Genomic DNA, 15,345 nt, shown 5'->3' with positions numbered 1-15,345 from the left:
GTGACCGGCATCACGCGAGCAGGCCGCCGGATCCGAAGATCCGACGGCCTGACGGTGCGAGCGGGTGTCAGCCGGCCAGGTTGAGGTCGACCAGGAGGGCGTCGGCGAGGCTGGACTCGCCGGCGTCGGAGAACTGGGGACGCGAGGACGGCAGCACGAACTTGTAGCCGACCTGGCGGACCGTGCCGATCATAGCTTCGTACTCCGAGCCGAGCTTGGCGCGCAGGCGCCGCACGTGCACGTCCACGGTGCGGGTGCCGCCGAAGTAGTCGTAGCCCCACACCTCGCGCAGCAGCTGGTCGCGGGTGAAGACCCGGCCCGGGTGCTGCGCCAGGAACTTCAGCAGCTCGAACTCCTTGTACGTGAGGTCCAGCGGGCGACCCTTGAGCTTCGCCGCGTACGTGTCCGGGTCGATGGTCAGCTCGCCGCCCCGGATCACGCCGCCGGCCGCGGCCGTCGCGGAGTTCAGGCGGCCGACCGCCACCCGCAGCCGCGCCTCGACCTCAGCGGGACCGGCCGTGGCCAGGATGACGTCGTCGACGCCCCAGTCGGCGTTGATCGCGACCAGGCCCGCCTCGGTCACCACCGCGAGCAGCGGCACGCCGAGGCCGGTCGCGCGCAGCATCCGGCAGGTGGCCCGCGCCTCGGACAGTTCGGTGCGCGCGTCGACCAGCACCGCGTCCGGGGTGGGCGTCGACACCAGGGTGCGCACGTCACGGGGTGCGGTGCGCACGGCGTGCGGGAGCAGGTCTATCGCGGGCAGGACGGCCGACGGTTCGCCGGCGCGTGCTGTCACCAGAAGCAGGATTTCCACGGATCGCCTCCGTCGTTGGCGGTTGACACCGAAGCGGCGGCCGCGGCGCGCACCGGGCGAGAGCCGATGTCGCGGGGGATGTGGTGCCACGTCGGTCCCGGCTTCACTGACGGGTGATTACGCATGAGCATAGTGGCGGATACGCCGAAGACCAATGATTGACTTCTTTGTCACTACCGTCTTTGCGCTGCTATTCCAGGCAGTTTTCCGGCATGTTTCCGGACGTGATCGACGGCTGTTCCGGGACCCTTCGGCGGCGCGGATCCGGGTCCGATCTGGTCGCCCCCGTACAGCTGGGCCACGCCCGCGCTCAGCTCGTGCGGTGCGACGGCGAGCTGCGCCGCGGCCGCCTGGACCAGTAGCTCGACGTCGCCGTGGCGCACCGCGTCGAGCAGGTACGGCGCGACCGTCCGGAAAGCACGGACCCGGGCCTCCGGCCAGTCGGCGTGGAAGCCCTCGGGGAACGCCTTGGCCAGCGCCCGCTCGACGCCGAGCAGCGGCAGCGGGCGTTCGGCGGCGAGCAGGTCCAGCAGGGCCTCGTCGGGGCCGCGGGCCGCCAGCAGCGCGGCGATGTCCTTGCACCCGGCGGGCGCGGTGCCCGTGACCCGGCCGTGCGGCCAGGTCACGGCCAGCGGGTAGGCCCGTTCCAGCGCCCTGGTGCCCGCGCTGTCGGCGTCGAACGACATGATCAGCGAGGTGCCCGGTGCCGCGCAGGCGGCGAGCAGCGCGAACTGGGCCGCGGTGAACGCGGTGCCGCACGGGGCGACGGCGACGGTGGTGACGCCTTCGGCGGCGAGCCCGCGGTAGGCCAAGTGTGCGGCGATGGCGTCGGTGGGCCCTTCGACCACGAGGAACTGGGTGGGTGTGCCCTGGTCGCGCAGCTGCGGGGCGAGTCCGTGGAGCAGCTCGCTCTTGCGGAAGACCGCCGTTTCGGGGGTGTTGTAGAACTTCGCCTGGCTGCGCCCGGACAGATCGCGGCCGGTGAACCCGGCGATCCGCCCGTCGCGGGCGTGGATGGGGAAGATCAGCCGGTCGCGGAAGACGTCGTACAGCGCGCCGCCGTGCAGCCGGCTGGCGGCGATGAGGCCGGCGTCGAGCATGACCCGGTGCGAGTAGCCGAGGGCCCGCAGATGGCGCAGCAAGGCGTCCCCTTGGGGCGGTGCGACGCCGAGCTGCCAGCCGCCGCCGGGTTCGGCGGCCTCGGCGATGCCCCGCGATCTGAGGTACGCGGCCGCGGGCCGGCTCGTCGGCAGCTGTGCGGCGTAGAAGGCCGCGGCGGCGGCGTTGACGGCGTACAGCGCGTCGCGCTCCGGTGCCGCTACCCGGCCCGGTCGGCGCTGCGCCGGGACGGGTAGCCCCGGCGCCGCTACCCGGTCCGGTCGGCGCTGCGTGGAGACGGGTGCGCCCGGCCGCGGTGTCGGTCTCGGCGCGGTCGCCGCGGGTCGGCTGAGCGCCCGCCGCAGCCGGGCGGTGAGAGCGTCGGCATGGGTGATGACCGCCGTGACGGTGTGCACGACGGCCCGGTCGACCGCCGCCGGATCCAGCTCGTCACGCCACCGGACCAGGGCGGTGGCCTCGGGCGGCTGCAGCCCGAAGCGCCGGGCGACGACGTGGGCCACCCCGGCGGCGCGCGCCTCGCGGGCCGGGCCCGCGGGCAGCAACCGCTGCGCCAGGCGCTGGACCAGGTGACCGGCGGTCGCGGAGATCGGCAGGTGCGCGGCCAGGTCGAGCCGGTCGCCCTCGGCCGCGACCGGAGTGGACAGCCCCCGGCGCAGTCGCACGGTCAGCCCGGCCCGCTCGGCCATCGCCGCCAGCGCCGCCATCACCGGCACCAGGTCGTGGACGGGCGGCCGGGGCGAGGGCGGCGCGTTGGTCTGCGTGACGTCGAAGACGGTGACGACGTCGAAGCTGTCACCGGTGTCGTCCAGCGGCTGCAGCAGCGCCATGCCGCGTTCGGCGCGGCGCACGTGCGCGCCGCGCTCCCGCCATCGGGCGTAGGTGGCCAGGTCGGTGGCGTCCGGGCGCTGGCGTGCGATCAGCAGGACGTCGTTGACGCCGCGGCCCGGATGGCGGGCCGCCACGTCGAACAGGCGGGACCAGGCCGACGCGCTGTCGAGGTCGGCGATCGCCAGCCGCAGGGTGAGCATGGTGGTGTGGAGCGCGGCGTGCTGGGGTGAATGCGTTCGCGTGGTCATCGTTCCCCTTCCGCTTCGGCGTTCCGACAGCAGTGCCGTGAGGCGTGGAGCATTACTCCTTTCATACCGGTGACCACTGACAACTTTCCATTTCTGCAGCCCACAGCACGCGGCAGAATGAAAGGGTGCCCCAGGAGGTGGACGATGGCGAACACGACACGGTGGATCATCGACCTGGACATCGAGGAGGTCCAGGAGGAGTGCCGCACCGTCGCGGTGGCCAGGCTGCAGCGCGACGGGACGACCCTGGAGGGCACGGGCACCGCCCACCGCCATCCGCGTGACCTCGACCTGGCCCGCGTCGGCGACGATCTCGCCGCCGCCCGGGCCCTGGTCGAACTCGCCAACCTGCTGCAGACCGACGCAGGACAGGTCCTGGAGAAGTTCGGCGCGACGCCGCCCGAGTGACCGCCCACGTGTGGCAGGCCCGGAACCCGGGTACGCACCCACCTCGGACCTTCCGGCGCAGGACGGCTGATGCGATGGCTGGTGGCGGTGTGGACGGCGTGGACGCGGTGGTGGTGGGGGCCGGACCCAACGGGCTCGCCGCGGCGGTGACCCTCGCGGAGGCCGGGCTGCGGGTGAGCGTCTTCGAGGCCGCCGGCACGGTCGGCGGTGGCGCCCGCACCGAGGAGCTGACGCTGCCGGGTTTCCGGCACGACCCGTGCTCGGCCGTGCACCCGCTGGGCGCGGGTTCACCGGTGCTGCGGTCCTGGCCGCTGGACCGCCACGGCCTGCGGTGGCTGCACCCGGACGTGGCGCTGGCACACCCGTTCCCGGACGGCACCGCGGCGACGCTGTCGCGTTCCGTGACGCAGACCACCGCGTCGCTGACCGTCGACGGCGCGCAGTACCGGCGGCTGGTGGGGCCGTTCCTGGGCCGCTGGGACGAGCTGGCCCCCGACGTGCTGCGCCCGCCGCTGGGCGCGGCACCCCGCCACCCACTGCTGCTCGCCCGCTTCGGCATCCCGGCGGCGCTGCCCGCCACGGTCCTGACGCGCTGGTTCCGCGGACCGCTCGCGCGGGCGCTGGTGGCCGGGCTGGCCGCGCACACCACCACGCCGCTGGGCTCGCCCGGCACCGGCGGGGTCGCGCTGACGTTCGCCCTGGCCGCGCACGCCGCCGGGTGGCCGGTCGCCCGCGGCGGATCCCAGTCGATCTCCGACGCCCTTGCGGGCCACCTGCGGGAGCTGGGCGGGCAGGTGCACACCGGCCACCTGGTGACCAGTCTCGACGAGCTGCCGCCCGCGCGGGCATACCTGCTGGACGTCGTGCCCCGGCACCTCGCCGAGCTGGCCGGGGCCCGGCTGCCGGAGCGCTACCGCGACCGGCTGCGCCGGACCCGGCTTGGTCCCGCCGTGTTCAAGCTCGACTACGCATTGTCGGGTCCGATGCCGTGGACCGCTCCGGCCTGCCGCCAGGCGGGCACGGTCCACCTCGGCCCGTACGACACCGACATCGGCGCGGCGCTGCAGGCCGTGCACCACGGCTCGGCTCCGGACCCGCCGTTCCTCATCGTGGCGCAGCCCAGCCTGTGCGATCCCACCCGCGCCCCGGCGGGCAAACACGTGCTGTGGGTGTACGCCCACGTGCCCAACGGCTGGACCGGCGACCTCACCCCCGTGATCGAGGCGCAGCTGGAACGGTTCGCGCCCGGTTTCCGGGACCTGGTCCTCGCGCGGGCCGTCACCGGACCGGCCGAGCTGCAGCGGCGCAACCCCAACTACCTCGGCGGCGACATCGCCGGCGGCAGCTGCGAAGGCCTGCGGCTGCTGTTCCGGCCGACCTTCGCACCGGTCCCCTACGCCACCCCGGACCCGGCCGTGTTCCTGTGCTCCTCGGCGACGCCACCCGGACCCGGCGTGCACGGCATGTGCGGCTTCCACGCCGCCCGCGTCGCGCTGCACCGGGTCTTCGGCGTGCGGGCACCCGACCCCTGGCGGGACTGACATGGACTGGTTCAGCGCGCCCGAGTACTGGTGGAGCCGGCTGCTGTTCCAGCGCGGGCTCGCCGCCGTCTACCTCATCGCGTTCCTCGTGGCCGCCAACCAGTTCCGGGCCCTGCTCGGCAAGCACGGCCTCACCCCGGCACCCCGGTTCCTGGCCCACACCCCGTGGCGGCGCGCGCCGAGCCTGTTCCACCTGCGCTACTCCGACGGCCTGTTCACCGCCGTGGCCTGGACGGGGGTGGCAGTCTCCGCGGCGCTGCTCGCCGGTGTCGGCGACGCGGTGCCGGTGTGGGCCGCGATGGCGATGTGGCTGCTGCTGTGGCTGCTCTACCTGTCGATCGTCAACGTCGGCCAGGTCTGGTACGCGTTCGGCTGGGAAAGCCTGCTGCTGGAGACCGGCTTCCTGGCGGTCTTCCTGGGCAACGCCAGGGTCGGCCCGCCGATCGTGACGCTGTTGCTGCTGCGCTGGCTGCTGTTCCGGCTGGAGTTCGGCGCGGGCCTGATAAAGCTGCGCGGCGACCGGTGCTGGCGCGACCTGACGTGCCTCTACTACCACCACGAGACCCAGCCCATGCCCGGCCCGCTGAGCTGGTGGTTCCACCACCTGCCCCGCCCGCTGCACCGCGCGGAGGTCGCGGCCAACCACGTCACGCAACTCGTCGTGCCGTTCGGCCTGTTCCTGCCGCAGCCGGTCGCGAGCGTGTCCGCCGGGTTGATCATCGTCAGCCAGCTGTGGCTGGTCGCGTCGGGCAACTTCTCGTGGCTGAACTGGATGGCGATCATCCTGGCCGTCTCGGCGCTGGACCTGTCCGCGCTACTCGGCAGCGGCACGATCGCCACCGGACCGATCTGGTACCAGGTGCTCGTGCTCGCCGCCGCCGCCCTGCTGGTCGCGCTCAGCTACCGGCCCGCCCGCAACCTGGTCTCGCGCCACCAGCTGATGAACTCCAGTTTCGACCCGCTGCGCCTGGTCAACACCTACGGCGCGTTCGGCAGCGTCACCAAGGTCCGCCACGAGATCGTCATCGAGGGCACCGACGACACCGACCCCGGCGCAGGCACGCTCTGGCGGGAGTACGCCTTCAAGGGCAAACCCGGCGACCCGCGCCGCCTGCCGCCGCAGATCGCGCCATACCACCTGCGCCTGGACTGGCTCATGTGGTTCGCCGCCATGTCCCCGCTGTACGCCCACCCGTGGCTGCTCGCCCTGCTCGGCCGCCTGCTCGCCGGCGACCGCCACGTGCTGGCGCTGCTGCGCGCCGACCCGTTCCCCGGCAAGCCACCGGCCTACGTACGCGCCCTGCTCTACCGCTACCGGTTCACCACGGTCGCCGAGCGCCGCGCCACCGGCGCCTGGTGGCACCGCACCCTGGTCGAGGAGTTTCTGCCACCCGTCGCGCTGCGGCACAGCGTCCGGTCTCCCGACGGACCGTGACGGCCCGACAGCCCTGGACCACAGGTCAACGGTCGCGCGGAGCGACCAGTCCGGACTCGTACGCGAACACCACCAGCTGGGCGCGGTCGCGGGCGTGGAGTTTCACCATGGCCCGGTTGACGTGCGTCTTGGCGGTCATCGGGCTGATCACCATCCGCTCGGCGAGCTGCTCGTTGGACAACCCCTGCGCCACCAGCGTGACGGCCTCCCGCTCGCGGTTGGTCAGCCACTTCAGGTCGGCGCCGCCGGCCCGGGGCGGCGGCTCGGTGACGTACCGGTCGATGAGCCTGCGGGTGATCGACGGTGCGAGCAGGGCGTCACCCCGTGCCGCGACCCGCACGGCGTGCAGGAAGTCCTCCGGCTCGATGTCCTTGACCAGGAACCCCGCCGCACCCGCCCGCAGCGCGTGGAAGACGTACTCGTCCAGGCCGTAGTTGGTCAGGATCACCACGTGCACCGCCGCCAGCGCCGGGTCGGCCGCGATGCGCCTGGTCGCCTCGATCCCGTCGACGACCGGCATCTGCACGTCGATCAGCACCACGTCGGGCAGGTGCGCCCGGACCGCGGCCAGGCCCTCCTCGCCGTTGCCGGCCTCCGCCACCACCTCGACGTCGTCCTCGGCGTCCAGCAGCGCCCGGAACCCGCTGCGGATCAGCGGCTGGTCGTCCACCAGCACCACCCGGATCACGACGCCTGCTCCACGGGCAGCTCGGCCTCGACGGTGAAGCCGCCCCCGCCGCGCGGCTCGGCACGCAACCGGCCGCCGAGCGCCGTGACCCGCTCGCGCATCCCGAGCAACCCGACCCCGGCGATCGCGGCCCCGCCCGGCACCGCCGCGCCGTCGTCGTCGACCCGGATCGCCAGGGCGTCCGGGCGGTAGTCGATCCGCACCGACGCCGTCATCGCGGCGGCATGGCGGGCGACGTTGGTCAGCGACTCCTGCACGATCCGGTACGCGGTCCGGTCCACCGCCGCCGGCACGTCGCGGCGACCGCCCGCGATCGTCAACGTCGCGTCCAGGCCGGTCGCGCGGGCACGGGCCACCAGTTCCGGGACGTCGTCGAGCCCGCGCGGCGGCGTGCTGCCGTCGTCGCGCAGCGCCTGCAGGGTCGCCCGCAGCTCCCGGGACGCCTCGCGACCGGCCTGCTCGATCGCCAGCAGGGCTTCGGGCACCTGCTCGCCCCGCTTGCGGGCCAGGTGCACCGCCACCCCTGCCTGCACCTTGATCACGGAGATCTGGTGGGTGAGCGAATCATGCAGTTCCCGCGCGAGGTGCAGCCGCTCCTCATCGGCGCGCCGCCGCGCCGTCTCCTCCCGGGTGCGTTCGGCCTCCTCGGCCCGCCGCTCGGCCTGCCGCAGCGCCTCCCCGGCGGCCCCGGCCGCCACCAGCCACGCTATTTCGAGCGCGCCCCGGGACCGGGCGAGCGCCTGCCCCACGGACAGGTCCGGGGACAGCGCGAAGACCGCCAGCGGCAGCGCGACGAGCATCGTCACCGCCGCCGCGACCGTGACAGCGCGGTGGTCGGCGCGCACAGCGGCGTACACCGCGAAGAGGAACGCGACCGCGGGCACGTCGAAGCCGAGCGCCTGATGGCCCACCGCGCACAGGCCGGTGACCACCAGCACGGCGACCGGGGCCCGGCGGCGCGCGACCAGCGCCAGGCCGCCGGCGACCAGCAGCGCGTACCCGAGCAGCCCGGCATCCGTGGCGGGACGCTCGCCGGACAGCCCGGCCACCAGCAGCGTCGCCGCCACACCGGCGGCGATCGCCGCATCCGTCACCCCGGCCGGAACACCGAATCGTCCCCTGCTCATCCGCCGAACTCTAACCGGACCAGGGCATGGGCCGACTCCTGCGCACGGACGAGCGGCCGGGTACCGCAGCTGCGGTACTCGTGCGCGCTCTACCGCGACCGCGGCAGCCGTCTGCGCCGGTGGCGGCAGCGTGAATTGCCTGCGGCTGTGGGACGTCCAGCGGATCGCCCGACGACATGCTCAGGTGACATCCCCTCTCGGCAACGAGACGTACCAACGAGGAGCGGAACATGAGCGCACCAGCAGCCCGCACGGCAGTCCGATCCGCCATCGTCGCCGCCACGGCGACGCTGGTCGGCGGGTTCGGGCTCGCCGCACCGGCCGCCGCAGCCCAGTCGGCCGCCAGTGTCTATACGATGAGCGCCGGGCGGTGGGGAGCCAGCGTCGGAGCCCTCATCGGGCTGGCCGGCTTGGTCATCGGCTGGCTGGCGCTGGCCCGCCCCGCCGGCCGGTTCGGCACCGGCACCGGGCGGCTCGGCGCGATCGTCGCCCTTGCCGCGGGGCTGCTCGGCCTCGCCCTCGGCGCGCTGGTCGTGGCAACCTCCGACAGCGGCATCGGCACCGGCAACGGACGCGGCGGAGCCTACGTCGCCCTGGTCGTGGGGCTGATCGCCACCGTACTCGGCGGACTGGCGCTGCGCCGCTCTCACCGCATCAGCTGACTGCCGGGGCCGGGCCGGCCGTGGCGGAACCACCCTGAGGGGTGACGTCCACCGGGGCCGGCCAGTTGGCGGGACGCGTCGGCGCGACCGCGCGTGGGCACTCGCGCCTGAAGCCCCGCGACCCAGAAGGCTCAGCAGAATCCCGATCCGTTGCGCAGGGCTACGTTGTCGATCGCATATACGCTGCGGCACGAGTGAGAGCAACAGTCCAATGTGCAGACTAGTGCGGACCGCGAGACACCTGGCACCAGCCGGGGAGGCATGCGCAGGATGCCGTACGTCCGCTCTTACGGGTGAGACGCTGGCTACCTGGGATAGCCCCAGTAGTATGTGGACGGCTCACACTTCGGCAATGGGCGACGGAGGCCGGCACAGTGGCGAAGATCGCAGTAGTCCATGGCATCGCGCAACAGCTCAAAGGCGAGGAGACCCTGCGAGACGAATGGGCGCCTGCGTTGCGTGACGGCCTGCGACGCACCGGCGCGGAAGGCAAATCCATTGCCGATGGGCTTGCCAACTCGGATATCACGTTCGCGTTTTACGGCGACACCTTCCGAGCACCTGGAAACACGATGGATGTCGGCACTCCGCTGCTGACGGCCCACGATCTCACTCCGTTTGAGGAACAACTGCTGCTGGCATGGTGGGGCGAGGCGGCGAAGGTCGACACGAAGGTCGTCCCGCAGGACGCGGAGACGATGGTGCGCACGCCCAAAGCCGTGCAGACCGCACTGCGGGTTCTCAGCGGGTCCACGTTCTTCGCCGGCCTCGGCGAACGGCTGATGATCGGCGACCTGGTCCAGGTCCGCCGCTACTTCACCGAGCCGGATGTGCGTTCCCGTGTGCAGCAGTGTCTTGCCGACGCGGTGTCCGCGGAGACCCGCGTCATAGTCGCCCATTCGCTCGGCTCGGTCGTGGCTTATGAAGCGTTGTGCGCCCATCCCGAATGGGGGGTCCACGCCCTGGTCACCCTCGGCTCACCGCTAGGTGTTCCCAATCTGGTTTTTGATCGGCTCAAGCCACCGCCCGTCCGCGGGACTGCCACGCCGCCCGGACGCTGGCCAGGGTCCGTGACCGCCTGGACAAATGTCGCCGACCAAGGCGACGTCGTGGCGCTGGTCAAGGACCTCCGGCCGCTATTCGGCGATCGGTTGGCGTCACGAGTGGTGAACAATGGCACGAAAGCGCATGGGGTACGCAATTATTTGACCGCGCCGGAGACCGGCGAAGGAATACTGGCTGGGCTGCGTTCGACCGAGACCGAGCAAGATGAGTGAACCCGGACACATCGGCTCAAGGCCGAAGCGGTACCTATTAACCGGCGTCGTGCACACTTATACCAACGCCGGCGTACGAAACCTCCCAGGCCTGGTCGAGGATAAGAAGCGGATTGTCGAGCTGTTCCAGGGCTTCGGTTATGAACATGTGACGGAAATTCCCGACAACCCGACAGCCCAGCAGCTGCGTGCCGCGCTGGATAGATTCTTCCGGCATGAAGACCGACGTTCGGACGACTACATTGTCGTCTATCTAGGTGGTCACGGTGACATCACCGAGGACGGACCAAAAGATCACGTTCTGCTTACCTCGGATTACGACGAGGGCGCGCTCAGCAGCTCGCTGAGCAGCACCGAGCTGGCAGCTCTCATGCTCTCCCGCACTCGGGTGCGCAGGTTGCTGCTGATGGTGGACGCGTGTTACTCCGGCGAGGCCGGACTACGGTTCGCGGGCGCTGCCACCTCCTATACCGGCGACCTGACCGACCTCGACACCAGAGGCGAGCAGGGCGTCATCGTGGTCAGCGCGACCTGGCCGACACAACTGGCCCTGCAAGGAGCTTTCACCAAAGGATTGAAGCGCGCGGTCGACGCGCTCACGAATGGCCACAGCGGCTCCCCACTCCGACTGGAACGCGTACTTTCGGAGCTGCAGCAGGACCCAGACATGCCCGCCAGCCAGGCCATATATCACCAAGTCCTTCGCGGAGGGCAAGGCTATATGCCGCTCTTCCTCAGCGGGCTTGAGCATGTCGACGCGGAACGCGCACGGCGGACCGCAGAGATGACCGACTACTTCATGCCGAACATCAATGCGTTCGTGGGACGCGCGTCGGCCCGGGGCAAGGCCGTCAGATGGTTGTCCGACGAGGCGGGAAAGCCGGCGTTAATCGTCACAGGCAACGCGGGGACAGGAAAGACGATGCTGCTCGGTTGGCTCGCGGTCGCGAGCGATGCAGAGCGCAGGGACGCAGCGCCTCGGAGCGGAGGTGCTCTCCCACGAGTCGGCGCGATCGATGTTGCCATCTATGCGCGCGACCGCACCCTCAGCCACATCGTCGCCGGTATAGCTGCGGCGGCCAAGTTGACAGACATCGACTTCCGGGCGACGTCGGCATTGATGGTCCAGCAGCTACTCGCTGCTCTCGCGAAGCGTGGCGGCCCGCTGTTGGTTGTGCTGATCGATGCGATCGATGAATCTCCGTACCCGGAAACACTGGTGCAAGACCTGCTGGTTCCGCTACTGAAGGATGAAGACGCCCGCATCCGGTTGATACTCGGAACTCGCCCACAGGTTGTCGCGTTCGCTCCGGAACTGGGCGATGAGGACTACGCCGACACCATAGATCTGGAAAGCCCGAAGTTCGCTGACAATGCGGCAATGACCGAGATGGTACGCCGTCGCCTGATCGCGCCGCAGCCAACAGCCGACGGCAGCCAGAGACCATCAGTCTTCGCATCCGCGCCGCCATGGTTGGTCAACGCCGTCATCGCAAAGATCCTCCAGGTTGCTCAGCAGTCGTACTGGCTGGCCGGGCAGCTCGCAGACGACCAGGCGTCGCGCGACGTGCTGCCAGATCCCGCAGCGGCCGATTGGCTTGCCAGCGTGCCCGTGGACGCAGGCCGAGCCATGCGCCAGGAGCTAGGCCGACTCGGTGCCGACGTCGACCGCGCGATTGACTTGCTCCGGCCTCTCGCCTATGCCCAAGGCGACGGCTTACCCTGGGAAAACATCTGGCTGGCGATCGCCAACTCGCTCGCCCCCGGCGTCAGGTACCAGCCGTCGGACTTGGTATGGCTGCGGCGCAATGCGGCCTCATACGTGGTCACCGTGGGCGGCCCTGCAGATCGCCAACTGTACCGGCTCTCCCACCAGGCTCTCGCCGACTCTCTGCAATCCGAGCGGGACCGAGTATCGGACGAGCGAGTCATTGTGGACGTGCTCGTGGCAGCAGTGCCCTCCCGCTCCGACGGGCAGCGCGACTGGGCAAACGCAGATGCCTACATCCGGATGCATCTGGCGGGTCACGCTGTTCGGGCCGGCTCCATCGACTCCCTGGCACAAGATCCGGATTTCCTGATCGCGGCGGAACCGGCGCGATTGCTGGCAGCGCTCGACGAGACGGCCAGTCCACCGGCCCGTGCCGCATCGAACGCCTTCCGGCGCGCTCTTCCCGCCCTGCGGAGTCAGCCCGCGGAGGAGCACATGGCCTACCTCGGGCTGGCAGCCCGTTACGCCCGAGCGGATCACCTGGCGAACCTCATACAGCACGGCCCACCCTGGCGGGCGAGATGGGCGTCCTGGCGGCAGCAACGGCCGCATATCCGGATACCGGGGCATCGGGAGGCGGTCAACGCGGTAGTGGTCACGGCGGGTGATCGCCCGGTTGTCGTGTCGGGAGGTGACGACCGCGTGCTGCGCCTGTCGGACGCACAGACCGGCGCCGCGCTACGGGAGCCGATAACAGCCCACGACGATGCTGTGACCACGCTTGCGGCCTCGCTTCTCGGCGCCACGCCGGTGGTCGTGTCGGGCAGCGCGGACCGCACGGTGCGAGTGTGGGACGTGACTACGGGTGAACCGATCGGCAGGGCCTTCACCCAGCACACCGAGGCGGTGCGTGCCGTGGCCGTGGCCGCTGTCGACGACGAGTTGCTGGTCGTGTCCGCGGGCGACGATACAAGAGTGCGGGTTTCCAGCCTGGCCACCGGCGATGCCGCAGGACCCCCCGTCGTCCATCACAAGTCGCCGGTCTTGGCGCTGGCCTGCTTCGAACTCCAGCAGCCCGGCAGGGACTCGACGGTAATGATCATCTCGGCGGACGAGGACGGCAAAGTCGTCATCTGGGAACTTAAGAGTGGGAGGATCTATTGGCGCTGGAAGCACACTCGCACTGTGCATGCCGTGGCCTTCGCAGAGGTCAGGAACCAGCCCGTTGTCATCACCGGGTGTGCGGACTCCAAAATATTTGTCCACAACCTGCAGACACGCAAACAGCCGATCGTCCATGTCGGGCACCGGCAGGCCGTACGCGCACTTGCGTCGATGAGTATCGGCGGACAACCCGTCGTCGCGGCCGCCGAAGACGACGGCTCGATCCGCTTCTACTCGCTCGAGAGCAGGGAGGCGGTCGGCGGCACGCTGGTCGGACACGACAAGGCCGTACGAGCATTGACCGCGATGCTGGCCGACGGGCGGCCGATGGTCGTGTCCGGTGGCGTCGACAAGACGGTCCGAATCTGGGATCTTGGGATCCAGAGCCGGACAGACGACCCCTTTACCGGCCACACTCTCGCGGTGACAGCCGTGGCGACAGCGATGCTTGACGGTGCCCCGGTAGTGCTGTCGGCTGGTCGTGATCGCACGATCCGAGTCTGGGATCTGGTCACAGGTTCGCCGGCTCGAGAACCGATCACCGGGCATAACGGCTCGGTTACTGCGCTACTGCCAGTAATCGCGAACGGACGGCCAGTGCTGATATCGGCGAGCACAGACCGTACCGTCCACGCTTGGGACATCGACACGGGTCGGCCGACCGGAGAGCCCTACCGCGGCCATGCCGGCCATACCAGCTCGGTGACGGTGCTCGCCTCGGCGACTCTCGGCGGGCGGCAGGTAGTGATATCCGCGGGCAGCGACAGTTCCGTACATGTCTGGGACCTGGCCACCGGAACCCGGGTCGGACGATTCACCGGCCACGGCGGCCGGGTGCGCACGCTGGCGGTCGTCCGCCTCGGCGGGCGAGATGTCGTCGTCTCCGGCGGCGAGGACCGCGCGGTCAGGCTATGGGACCTCGGCACGTGCAACCCGGTCGGACTCCCGTTCACCCGACACGGCCATCGGGTCCTGGCACTCACGGTGCTGGACCACCGAGGACGGCAGGTCGTGGTCTCCGGTGCCGAGAACTCGACGATCCGGGTCTGGGATCTGGACTCCCGCACCCTGATCGAACCGGCCTATACCGAACACGCCCAGGCGGTACGCGCGATCGTCGCGACGCGTCTGGACGACCAGCCGATAGTGATCTCCGGCGGAGATGACAGAACAGCTCGGGCCTGGCGACTCGACGATCGGTCGGCTGTCGGCCATGGACCGGTCCAACACTCCGACAGCGTGAACACGCTGGCCGTGAGCAGCGTCGGCGACCAGCCAGTGGCCGTTTCCGGCAGCGCCGACGGGAGCATCACGGTTTGGGACCTCGACACCGGCATCAACCGGTTCGCCCGCCACGCCCACTGGGTCCGCTCGGTCGAGGTGACGAGAATGGGCGGCCGCAGCGTCGTCATCTCGGGAAGCGTGGACGGTGCGGTTCGGGCCTGGGATCTGAACACCGGACGGCCACTCGCCCGCTCGGTCGTCGGGCACCATCCCGGACTGCGCACGCTGGCCGTCGCGCGGCTCGGCCGCGGCCATTCCCGAGTGGTCACCGCAGGCGATGACAACAGCATCCGGACGTGGGGGCTGGAGGGTCACGAAGGCGCCAACTCCGTGCTCGGCCACCACCGCGACTGGGTGCGCGCACTCGTCGTGGCCGATATTCAGGGCCGGCACCTGCTCGTGTCCGGCGGTGACCGCACCGTACGGGTCTGGGACCTTGCGAACGGCACTCCCACCGGGGTCGTGTACGAGGGCCACTCGCACTGGATACGCGCCTTGGCAGTGGCGCATCTCCACGGCAGGCCGGTGGTCCTCTCGGCGAGCGCCGACACCACCGTGCACGTATGGGACCCGCTGACCGGCACGCGTGTCGGCAGGCCGTTCACCAGCCACACCAATGCGGTGCGGGCGGTCGCCACCGGAGTGCTGGACGGAAGACCTATCGCGGTCAGCGCGGGCGACGACACCAAAGTCCGTGCCTGGTGCCTGGAGTCGCGGGAGCCTATCGGCGAACATTCGGTCGTCAGCCGTTCGGATGAGATCAACGCCGTGGTCGTGGCCGAGCCGGTCCCGCGTGGCTCCGACGCACAGCGCCGCAGCCTGCGTGTCGTTGTCGCGGCGGGTGAACGCGTCGACATACTCAAGCTTTCCGCAGACCGCGGCTGGGAGGCCGAGACGTCTGTCGAGGTGCGCAGCGAGGTGCTCGCGGCGGCGCTGGCGGATCAGAGCCCACTGGTGATCGGCAGCAAGCTCGGTCTGCTGGCGCTCGACGTGCACAGCGGACCGCAGAAGGGCCGATGATGATCGACCGTCCGGCGCG

General features: G+C 70.7%; 10 protein-coding genes. 6 read left to right on the top strand and 4 right to left on the bottom strand.

Annotation, left to right across the window (positions count from 1 at the left end; genetic code table 11):
• Nucleotides 1–67: 67 nt before the first annotated feature.
• A complete protein-coding gene (locus ACFQO7_RS11225) occupies nt 68–814 on the bottom strand; it encodes a winged helix-turn-helix transcriptional regulator (RefSeq protein ID WP_360533170.1) in 747 nt (248 codons plus the stop codon).
• A 173-nt stretch (nt 815–987) separates the two neighbouring features.
• On the bottom strand, nt 988–3,009 hold the full coding sequence (locus tag ACFQO7_RS11220; protein ID WP_376806297.1) for a toprim domain-containing protein: 2,022 nt from the start codon (nt 3,007–3,009) through the stop codon (nt 988–990).
• A gap of 144 nt (nt 3,010–3,153) precedes the next feature.
• Between ACFQO7_RS11220 and ACFQO7_RS11215 the strand changes: the two genes are divergently transcribed.
• From ACFQO7_RS11215 to ACFQO7_RS11205, 3 genes are all read left to right on the top strand, one after another.
• On the top strand, nt 3,154–3,417 hold the full coding sequence (locus ACFQO7_RS11215) for a dsRBD fold-containing protein (RefSeq protein ID WP_376806296.1): 264 nt from the start codon (nt 3,154–3,156) through the stop codon (nt 3,415–3,417).
• A gap of 89 nt (nt 3,418–3,506) precedes the next feature.
• Nucleotides 3,507–4,958, top strand: a complete 1,452-nt coding sequence (locus tag ACFQO7_RS11210; protein WP_376806295.1) for a phytoene desaturase family protein — start codon at nt 3,507–3,509, stop codon at nt 4,956–4,958.
• A 1-nt stretch (nt 4,959) separates the two neighbouring features.
• Nucleotides 4,960–6,393: a lipase maturation factor family protein gene (locus tag ACFQO7_RS11205; protein WP_376806294.1), complete on the top strand. Its 1,434-nt coding sequence runs from the start codon at nt 4,960–4,962 to the stop codon at nt 6,391–6,393.
• A gap of 25 nt (nt 6,394–6,418) precedes the next feature.
• Here the strand turns inward: ACFQO7_RS11205 and ACFQO7_RS11200 are convergent, their stop codons facing one another.
• Both ACFQO7_RS11200 and ACFQO7_RS11195 read right to left on the bottom strand, forming a co-directional pair.
• Nucleotides 6,419–7,081, bottom strand: a complete 663-nt coding sequence (locus tag ACFQO7_RS11200; protein ID WP_376806293.1) for a response regulator — start codon at nt 7,079–7,081, stop codon at nt 6,419–6,421.
• Nucleotides 7,078–8,208 (bottom strand): sensor histidine kinase, encoded by a 1,131-nt coding sequence (locus ACFQO7_RS11195; RefSeq protein WP_376806292.1) that lies wholly within the window; start codon nt 8,206–8,208, stop codon nt 7,078–7,080. The genes ACFQO7_RS11200 and ACFQO7_RS11195 overlap by 4 nt, the downstream gene beginning before the upstream one ends.
• A 230-nt stretch (nt 8,209–8,438) precedes the next feature.
• Here ACFQO7_RS11195 and ACFQO7_RS11190 point away from each other — a divergent pair, with 230 nt between their 5' ends.
• The 3 genes from ACFQO7_RS11190 (at nt 8,439) to ACFQO7_RS11180 (ending at nt 15,326) form a co-directional block, all read left to right on the top strand.
• Nucleotides 8,439–8,870 (top strand): DUF6223 family protein, encoded by a 432-nt coding sequence (locus tag ACFQO7_RS11190; protein ID WP_376806291.1) that lies wholly within the window; start codon nt 8,439–8,441, stop codon nt 8,868–8,870.
• A 374-nt stretch (nt 8,871–9,244) separates the two neighbouring features.
• Nucleotides 9,245–10,147 (top strand): hypothetical protein, encoded by a 903-nt coding sequence (locus tag ACFQO7_RS11185; RefSeq protein WP_376806290.1) that lies wholly within the window; start codon nt 9,245–9,247, stop codon nt 10,145–10,147.
• The gene (locus ACFQO7_RS11180; protein WP_376806289.1) at nt 10,140–15,326 is read left to right on the top strand and encodes a caspase family protein; all 5,187 of its coding nucleotides are present in this window, start codon (nt 10,140–10,142) and stop codon (nt 15,324–15,326) included. The genes ACFQO7_RS11185 and ACFQO7_RS11180 overlap by 8 nt, the downstream gene beginning before the upstream one ends.
• Nucleotides 15,327–15,345: the final 19 nt, after the last annotated feature.

The sequence above is a fragment of the Catellatospora aurea genome (assembly GCF_042663325.1).
Classification (GTDB): domain Bacteria; phylum Actinomycetota; class Actinomycetes; order Mycobacteriales; family Micromonosporaceae; genus Catellatospora; species Catellatospora aurea.
The sequence above is the reverse complement of the archived record's forward strand: the minus strand, read 5'-3'. Positions and strand labels throughout refer to the sequence as shown.